Source organism: Sphingopyxis sp. (genome assembly GCF_041916015.1).
Classification (GTDB): Bacteria; Pseudomonadota; Alphaproteobacteria; order Sphingomonadales; family Sphingomonadaceae; genus Sphingopyxis.
Window position 1 is genome coordinate 45984 of the sequence record NZ_JAYSAH010000029.1, and the last position, 7941, is coordinate 53924.

A 7941-nucleotide genomic window follows, 5' to 3' on the forward strand; every position below is an offset into this window, starting at 1 on the left:
ATTCGACGGATCGGTCAGCTAAATCCGAGGAGCTTGCGCTGATCGGCCCAGCCGAGCGGGAGCGCGGGCAGCTTGAGCAGGCGGCGGCTGGTCAGCGCGCGTGGCTGGCTGCCATTGAGGATGGCGCTGGTGATATCGGGGGCGAGGTAGGCGAGCCGGGCAAGGCGCTCGGCATGGCGATTGCTGCGTGCGGCGGCGTTTGCGAACAGAAGCTCGCGCGAGCGATGCGCCTTGGCGATGAGCGCGACGAGCCGGGGATCGGGCGTTGGGGCGGCTGACTTCGTGGCGGCGATGACAAGCTTCGTTCCGCGCTTGCCGCGATGCACGTCGGCGCTGATGGCGAGCGCGATGCGTGCGTCGTCGTTGACATCCTCGCCAGCCCGATGATCGAGCGCGGCGAGCAGGGCGCCGCGCGACAGATCGGCGGTGACCCGATCGGCATGAATGACGAAGCTGAGCGTCAGCCGCTCGAACAGGTTGCGCGCGCCGAGCGATGCGTTTGGTCCGAGCTGCCGGGCAAGCTCGGCGGCGGTCGTGATCCGATTGCGGGTGTCCGCTGCACTGGCCTCCGGATCGAGCTCGGCGATGCTGGCCTCATCGAGCAGCAAGGTGCGCAGGGCCTCGCGAGCGGCGCTCTCGATTGCGCGCGCGGCGATGCGCGTGACCGGGGCGGGCTTATGTGCTGCCGTCTCGCGGTTGATGTCCCTGCTGATGCTCGACACATAGTAAGGATAGCGTCGCCCCGCCTTGACCGTGAATGAGGGCGACATCGGCCGCCCCTCAGCATCGCGGATCATGCCCACCAACAGCGCGGTGCCGACGCCGGTCACGGCGTTGCCGCGCTCGGCGGCTGAGGTGGCCAGCTTGGCCTGCACCGCGTCCCACAGGTCGGCGGGCACGATCGCCTCATGCTGGCCCTCGTAGACCTTGTCCTTGTGGCGAAGCTTGCCGATGGTGATGGGGTTGGAGAGGAGCCAATAGAGCGCCCCGCGCGAGAAGGCGCATCCGCCGCGCGGCCCCGACCTTGTTTGCTGGACCTTGGTGCGAACCCCCTGCTCGTCGAGCAGCATCTTGAGTGCGCGCACCGATGGCTGCTCGAGATAGCTCCGGAAGATGTGAACGACACTCGCTGCCTCGGCAGCGTTGGGGATGAGCTTGCGGTCCTGCACATCATAGCCGAGCGGCACCGGCCCGCCCATCCAGATCCCGCGCGCCTTCGACTGCGCGATCTTGTCGCGGACGCGCTCGGCGATGACCTCGCGCTCGAACTGGGCGAACGACAGGAGGACATTGAGGGTGAGCCGTCCCATGCTGGTCGTGGTGTTGAACGCCTGCGTGACGCTGACGAACGAGGCGCCGGCGGCATCGAGGATGTCGACGATCTTCGCAAAGTCGGCGAGCGCCCGCGTCAGTCGGTCGACCTTGTAGACGACGATCACGTCGATCTTCCCCGAACGCACATCGGCGAGCAGGCGCTGGAGGGCCGGGCGCTCCATGGTCCCCCCCGATACCCCGCCATCATCATAGGCGGTGGGGATCAGCGTCCAGCCTTCGGAGCGCTGGCTGGTCACATAGGCCTCGCAGGCCTCGCGCTGGGCGTCGAGGCTGTTGAAGTCCATGTCGAGGCCTTCCTCGGTGGACTTCCTCGTATAGATGGCGCAGCGCAGCTTCTTCATGATCCGGTCCCGAAGAAGCGCGGGCCCGACCAGCGCACCCCGGTGATCGCGCGGGCGATCGCCGAGAGCGAGCGCCAGTGCCGACCGTCATACAGGAAGCGCCCGTCCGGCTCGACGATCACCCGGTGGGTAACCCCGCCCCATTCGCGCAGCAGTTGGCTGCCCAAGGCTAGGCGCGCACCCGAAGTTGACGATGCCGCTGCATCAGCATCCCTCGCCACGAGATCGCGGAGGCGTCGATCGAGCCTGCGATCCATTCCGCCCGATGCCGCAAGCTGTGCCCGGTGCGCGAGGTCGCGGGCGAGCAGGCTCGGGACGACGGCGGGAGCGGGCATGCCATGCACCCGCTCCCACTCGGCCTTTAGCGCGGCGCTCGATAACCCTTCGATCGCGGCGACGTCGAGGACGGCGCCGGTCATGCGTCGATCCGGTAGGTGGTGACGCTGACTTGCTTGCCGCGCATGATCGCATGGCCCTTCTTGCGCAGGCCGGTGAGCGCGGCGCGCACCGTGTGCTGCTGCCAGCCGAGGGCTTCGCCGATCTCCTCGGTGCTGGCGCCCGCGGGAGCGCGCAGCATGGCGAGCAGGCGCGCGGTCTTGGTCGTCGTGCAGGGCTCTGCGGGGGAACCTGCGGCGTTGGCGGCGTGAGTGTTCGCGTGGGTCTTGGTCATGGGTGGTCTCCTGATCAGACCCGGCGCCACGCCGGGCCCACCACCCAAAGCCCCGCTGTCGTGTACGCGGAGCCTGCGGACCGCGATGCTCTTCGCCGCCGCGCGAGCACCAATGCTCAGCCCAACGCACTAGTCCAGCACAATGTCGGCTTCGCGCCGGAAATCAGACATCCGACGCGGGATCACAATAGGTCGAAAGCGGCAGTTTCCCTGATAATCATTATGACCGCAATCCGGCCACTCGCGGCATTCGAATCCAAGCCGCCGAGGGTTTTCCTCGCCTGCTGGCGAACTTCGCGGATGACTGTGGCATCGGTACCGCGCTATTCCTCCGCGCCCTTCCAGTCGCGCTTGATCTTCTTGGCGAGGCTCCATTTATTAACCTCGGTCGGGCCGTCGTAGATGCGGAAGGCGCGGATTTCGCGGAACACCTGTTCGACGATCGTCTTGTCGGTGACGCCGGTGCCGCCCATCACCTGGACGCAGCGATCGGCGATGCGCATCAGTGCCTCGGATACCGCGACCTTCGCCATCACGATGCCGACCCTGGCGCAGTCGGCGCCGGTGATGAAGCATTCCCGACCGTCAGCAATCGGCGGGCGACGTCTGGATATGGACGGCATGGTGCGAAGAGTGGGTGTCAGCGATAAAAATATCGCTCTTCGGCGATCTGGCCGACGCGCACCGTGTAAAGTGCGATTTCGGTGAAGGGCTGGCGCGCGCCACTCGCGGCGTCGATCAGCACCATGTCGAGGAACAGCGCGAACTGGTCGCCGGTTACGAAGGGGCCATCGATGCCGATCTCATCGATCCGCGCGTCGCCGAAGCGGGCTCGACGCTTGATCCGGGTGGCTTGGATACCCGACACCGCCACGCAAGGACCTCCGGGCAGGAGCGGGGGCTCGATGCTGGTCACGTCCGGGGCCCAATAGCGATCGCCGGCGGTTTCGAACTCGCCGGCGCGCAGCAGCGCCGTGAAATCGCGGGCGATGTCTTCGATGGATGCCATCACCACCCCTTTCGGATGCCCATGGAGCGGAGCCCGTCGGACGGCGCGATACTGGTGCGCCGCCCGCCGTGCCCCCGCACCGGCATGCCTATTTCAGGACCAGTTCCTGATATTCGATGCTGCCAAGCTGTTCGCGCATCTTGCCGCGTTCGGCGCTGGCGGTGCCGGCCGTGCGGTCGGTTTGCGACAGCATGGCATTGACCTTCTTGTTGAAGGCTTCCTGCTGCGCGGTCGTCAGATAGTCTTTATATTCGACGATCAGGATCAGGTCGGGTTCACCGGCCCGGGCATTGTTGGTCGCAAGCACGTGATAGTCCACCACGATGCCTTCGGCCTTGCCCAGTTCCTGAATCTTCTTCCAGCTGGTGGCGAGCCAGTCCATATAGTTTTCGAACTGGCCGGGCAGCACGTCGATACGACCTGCATTCCAAACCGTTCCAGGTTTGTAGCTCGATTCCTGCGCCATGGCAGGCGTGATCTGCGCGGTGGCGATCAGTATCGCAGCCCCGGCAACGAGTGTCCTTATCTTCGTCATCGTCTCTTCCCTCCAATCGTCCCGCCCGGAGATCGGGCGGGGTCTGCAAAAAAGGCTAAGCCGGCACGGTGTCGACGGGCACCGCTCGCCCGTGAAGCTGGTGGCGCAGCAGCAGGATCAGCGCCGACATCAGCAATGCGACGATCGAAAAGGCGATGAGCGCGAGCTGGAAGCTGCCCGTCGCATCCTTCGCCGCGCCCCAGCCATAGGGGGCGACGAAGGCGCCGATCTGGGAAAGCGTGTTGATCGCCGCCGCCCCGACCGCGAGTTCGCGCACGTGCAGCGCCTCGGCCCAGCCCGACGACGTCAGCATCGGGATCGCGAAACACACGGTCGCGAAGGCGAGATAGGCGATGCAAACCAGCAAGGGTGACGGCGACAACCCCATGACCAGCACTGCGCCGGCGAGGACGATCCCGCACCGAAAGGCCGCGCCCCAGCGGTCACCGTTCCGGTCGGCATGGTTGCCAAGGACAAGGATCGCCGCGGCCCCCAAAAGGCCGCCGAGCGCGACCAGATAGCCGATCGACCTGGTGTCGAGCGTCGTCGCCTCTTGCAGAATCAGCGGCGCATTGAGGATGACCGTGGTGATGACGGCGATCAACAGAAAGCCGATCGCGCCGAGCAGCAGCACGCGCGGATTGCGGAAGGCCCCCAGCACATCGTGGCGGGCTGGAGCGCCGATCCGCGCCTGTTCGCGCGCCAGTTCGGTCTCGATCCACGCCTTTTCGTCCGGTGTCAGCCAGACGGACGTCGCCGGGGCGTCGGGCAGATAGCGCAGCACCACCAGCCCGAACAATACGGTCGGCAGGCCCTGCACCAGGAACAGCCATTGCCAGCCGTGCAACCCGCCGGTTCCGTCGAGCGCGAGCAACCATCCCGACATGCCGCCCATGGCGACCGACGCCAGCGGCGAAGCGATGAAGAAGCGGCTGACCGCGCGGCTGCGGTGGCAGGGCGGAAACCAGCTGGAGAAATAGAAGATGACGCCGGGGTAGAATCCGGCCTCCGCCACGCCGAGCAGAAAGCGGAGCGCATAAAATTGCATCGGCGTTGCGACGAACATCATCGCGGCGGACAGCAACCCCCAGGTAATCATGATCCGCGCGATCCATTTGCGCGCGCCAAAGCGCACGAGCATCAGGTTCGACGGGATTTCGAACAGCGCATAGCCCAGGAAGAAGAGGCCGCCGCCAAGGCCGTAGATCGTGGCGCTGAAACGCAGGTCCTCGTTCATCTGCGTCGCCGCGAAGCTGACGTTCACGCGGTCCATATAGGCGAAGAGATAGGCGACCAGGATCAGCGGCAGGATGCGCCAGAACGCCTTGTCCATTGCGGATCGTCCGATTGCCGATACGTGCCTGTGGTTCGCCGCCATGACATGCTCCCCGGCGCAGACACAGGCTTTCCGTCGCCGGAGCCGGGGGTTCCCGGTCCGCGCCATGCGCCTCAAAATGTCTGCGATACCCGTTGCGGACCTTGCGTTTCCGTAGCGTCAGTCGTCAATCATGCGATCGTCAATAAAGCGTCAATCGGGCGTCAATTCGGCAGGAGGGGTGGCGTCTCCAGACGATTGCTGGGCGCAGGGAGCAGGTCGGGCCAGCCATATTTGTCCCAAGCGGCCGCCAGGCCGATGCGCTGGGCAAAGGGAATGAATTCGGGATGCTGCCATATCCGCCGAATCGGATCGATATCGGCCCAGATCGACAGCAGGCAGAGGGTGTTCGCGGGCGAGATTGCATGGCTGACAGCCTCGAACAGCCGTTCGGGGTAACCCATGAAGATCGCGGGCAAGACGATCGAGGCGTCGGCGGGGTCGTGCAATTGCGTCTGCATCATGTCGAGCATCGCACAATAGGTCGCGCGGTCTTCGTCGCGGCCGCTGCACACGCCGTGCGCCGCGACGTGCCAATAGGCATCCATCATCGCGGGGGGCATCGGTTCGGTTCCTGCCGGCGGGAAGATGACCTTGTTCAGCAGCATGCGGGTTTGCTGATATTGCTCGATGGCAAGTTCGTGTTGGCCGGACGCGGCGGTGGCCACCGCGAGCCACATCGAAGGAAAACCGAGGTCGACCATGCGTAGACCCGCCTCGATCGCGCCATCGATATCGCCCAGGTTGAACCGGCCGACCGATCGCAGGTTGAATTTACGGCCATCGACCGGATCCTGATCGATCGCCGCCTCGATATATTGCATCGCGTCGGTGGTGCGTCCGCAATAGAGCAGGAAAGAGCCCAGCCGCATGCAGACCGCTGGATTGTTCGGTTCGAGCCGATAGCCCTGGAACGCCAGATCGAGTGCTCCGACGACGTCGTTTTGCGTCCACTGGTGCACACCTAGCAGCGAATAGGCATAGCCGAGGCCGGGGGAGAGGCCGATGGCGGTGCGGGCGCAGTCGGCCATGCGTTGCGATTCCGCGTTTCGATCGAGACAGGGCGTATAGACTGCGATCAGCTGGTGCGCCTCGGCCAGCGCGATCCATGCTTCGGCAAATTCGGGATCGAGCGCGACGGCCTGCTCGAGCAGGCCGACCGCGGTGCCCAATACGCCGTCGCCGAACACCCGCGCACTCAGCGCGCGGCCTTGCAGGAACAGGTCATAGGCCTGTTTGCTGTGGGTCATGCCGCGTGCCGGAGGCGACGTCATCGCGATGCCCAAGGCATCGCCGATCGCGCTGGTCACCGCCTGCGCGACGGTCGCCTGCAACGCGAAGATGCCGTCGAGCGACCCATCATAGCCCTGCGCCCAACTTTCGAAACCCGTGGCGCCGTCGATCAGGTGAATATGGATGCGCAGCCTTTCTCCCTGCCGCTGGACCGAACCCTCGACGAGGTGGGATACGTGCAGGGCTTTCGCGATTTCGGCCGGGGTCAGCGGCGAATCCCGGAAATGGAACGAGGAGGTTCGCCCGGCGACCAGCAATTGCGGCACCTGTCCCAGCGCGGTGATAAGCTCCTCCGCGATGCCGTCGGCGAAGTAATCGGGGGCGTCGTGTCCGCCGACCGACCGAAAGGGCAGCACCGCGATTCTCGTCCGCCCGCAGCCCGCCTCGGCGGCCCGGCTGGGTGTTGCTTCGGGCCTTCGGGCGGTCCATGCCCCGCGCAGCCGCGCGGAGGTCTCGTGATCGCCGGCCCGGTTCAGCTTCGCGACTCCCGCCTCGACCGCCGCGCGCAGCCGCCGCTCGACATCGCCGCTGCGCTGCGCCCGCCACTGTTTGAACGCCGGGCCGAAATCCATCTGGTCGAGGATCGGCTTCGAGCCGATGGCATCGATCCGTTCGATCGCCGCGATCAGATCGCCGCTCGCCAGCGCGCCTTCCAGTGCGGCGAGATCGGTCTGCACAGCACCGGGGTGCAGCGCTACGCTATTGCGCGAAACGTTCAGAATCTCCGGCCCGTGCGGCGCGAGCAGCTTGCCGAGATCGAGAAGGCACTGGCGCAGGCTCGCTCTCGCATGTGCCTCGAAGCGGCCAGGCCAAAGGAGCTTGCTCAGGAAGTCGCGCTCGATCGCCTCGCTTCCGGCCAGGCACAATATTCCCAGCAGCGCCCGCGCGCGGCGGTTGGTAATGGCGATTTCATTGTGGTCGGCCGTGCAGAACTGAAACATGCCGAACAACGAGGCATAGGCCGCGGGCTGGCTCGGACATGAGGCCCCCACCTGTTCCATCGGCCTGCCTGCACCTCCCCACCGCTCGGCAATAGTAGCGCAGGCCCAACCGGCCCGGCAATTGCAATCTGTCGCGGCCGGAATCTTCCATGTGTGGCTGCCATGACGCGCTGGCGAAGGCAGAACGCATCTCGGATGTTCGTCTCGTTCAAATGGCAGCTGTCGGCACGGTCAAATCAAAAGCGGACGGTCGGCAGCCGTTGAGAGTTTCGGACGCCGCCAGGCGTCGGAAAGTCTTCGATGCCCGAACCGCGGTGGTCATGGGCCGAGCTATGGGGAAAGCTGTTTTGCGCTGATGCTGGGGTAGCCAGATGCTGCCCAAAAGCAGACGCATCTGAGAACAGACCGTCTGGATATGGGCCGCAAAAGCAGACGCCGAAAA

General features: G+C 65.4%; 9 protein-coding genes. All 9 read right to left on the reverse strand.

Features of this window, described 5'->3' with window-relative positions:
* Positions 1 to 14 precede the first annotated feature (14 nt).
* Entirely contained in the window at positions 15 to 1676 is a 1662-nt protein-coding gene (locus ACE3SL_RS04695; protein WP_374524599.1) for a recombinase family protein, read from the reverse strand.
* The gene (locus ACE3SL_RS04700) at positions 1673 to 2095 is read right to left on the reverse strand and encodes a DUF2924 domain-containing protein (RefSeq protein WP_374524600.1); all 423 of its coding nucleotides are present in this window, start codon (positions 2093 to 2095) and stop codon (positions 1673 to 1675) included. Before ACE3SL_RS04700 ends, ACE3SL_RS04695 begins: the two co-directional genes overlap by 4 nt.
* On the reverse strand, positions 2092 to 2346 hold the full coding sequence (locus tag ACE3SL_RS04705; RefSeq protein WP_374524601.1) for a DUF3489 domain-containing protein: 255 nt from the start codon (positions 2344 to 2346) through the stop codon (positions 2092 to 2094). Before ACE3SL_RS04705 ends, ACE3SL_RS04700 begins: the two co-directional genes overlap by 4 nt.
* Positions 2347 to 2669: 323 nt before the next feature.
* Positions 2670 to 2969 carry an acyl-CoA dehydrogenase family protein gene (locus ACE3SL_RS04710; RefSeq protein WP_374524602.1) on the reverse strand — a complete coding sequence of 100 codons (300 nt, stop codon included), beginning with the start codon at positions 2967 to 2969 and terminating at the stop codon, positions 2670 to 2672.
* 17 nt (positions 2970 to 2986) lie between these two features.
* Positions 2987 to 3355 carry a SnoaL-like domain-containing protein gene (locus ACE3SL_RS04715; RefSeq protein WP_374524603.1) on the reverse strand — a complete coding sequence of 123 codons (369 nt, stop codon included), beginning with the start codon at positions 3353 to 3355 and terminating at the stop codon, positions 2987 to 2989.
* A gap of 88 nt (positions 3356 to 3443) precedes the next feature.
* Positions 3444 to 3890 carry a hypothetical protein gene (locus tag ACE3SL_RS04720; protein WP_374524604.1) on the reverse strand — a complete coding sequence of 149 codons (447 nt, stop codon included), beginning with the start codon at positions 3888 to 3890 and terminating at the stop codon, positions 3444 to 3446.
* 55 nt (positions 3891 to 3945) lie between these two features.
* Positions 3946 to 5223, reverse strand: a complete 1278-nt coding sequence (locus ACE3SL_RS04725) for an MFS transporter (RefSeq protein ID WP_374524605.1) — start codon at positions 5221 to 5223, stop codon at positions 3946 to 3948.
* A 206-nt stretch (positions 5224 to 5429) separates the two neighbouring features.
* Positions 5430 to 7559 carry a hypothetical protein gene (locus ACE3SL_RS04730; RefSeq protein WP_374524606.1) on the reverse strand — a complete coding sequence of 710 codons (2130 nt, stop codon included), beginning with the start codon at positions 7557 to 7559 and terminating at the stop codon, positions 5430 to 5432.
* A gap of 148 nt (positions 7560 to 7707) precedes the next feature.
* Positions 7708 to 7941, reverse strand: a 234-nt coding sequence (locus tag ACE3SL_RS04735; protein WP_374524607.1) for a hypothetical protein, incomplete at its 5' end; no start/stop codon positions are given.

Bases quoted from the DNA above. Each gene is read 5' to 3' on its own strand.
- ACE3SL_RS04725 (WP_374524605.1), bottom strand. From the start codon at position 5,223: ATGGACAAGGCGTTCTGGCGCATCCTGCCGCTGATCCTGGTCGCCTAT.
- ACE3SL_RS04720 (WP_374524604.1), bottom strand. From the start codon at position 3,890: ATGACGAAGATAAGGACACTCGTTGCCGGGGCTGCGATACTGATCGCC.
- ACE3SL_RS04715 (WP_374524603.1), bottom strand. From the start codon at position 3,355: ATGGCATCCATCGAAGACATCGCCCGCGATTTCACGGCGCTGCTGCGC.
- ACE3SL_RS04700 (WP_374524600.1), bottom strand. From the start codon at position 2,095: ATGACCGGCGCCGTCCTCGACGTCGCCGCGATCGAAGGGTTATCGAGC.
- ACE3SL_RS04695 (WP_374524599.1), bottom strand. From the start codon at position 1,676: ATGAAGAAGCTGCGCTGCGCCATCTATACGAGGAAGTCCACCGAGGAA.
- ACE3SL_RS04710 (WP_374524602.1), bottom strand. From the start codon at position 2,969: ATGCCGTCCATATCCAGACGTCGCCCGCCGATTGCTGACGGTCGGGAA.
- ACE3SL_RS04705 (WP_374524601.1), bottom strand. From the start codon at position 2,346: ATGACCAAGACCCACGCGAACACTCACGCCGCCAACGCCGCAGGTTCC.
- ACE3SL_RS04730 (WP_374524606.1), bottom strand. From the start codon at position 7,559: ATGGAACAGGTGGGGGCCTCATGTCCGAGCCAGCCCGCGGCCTATGCC.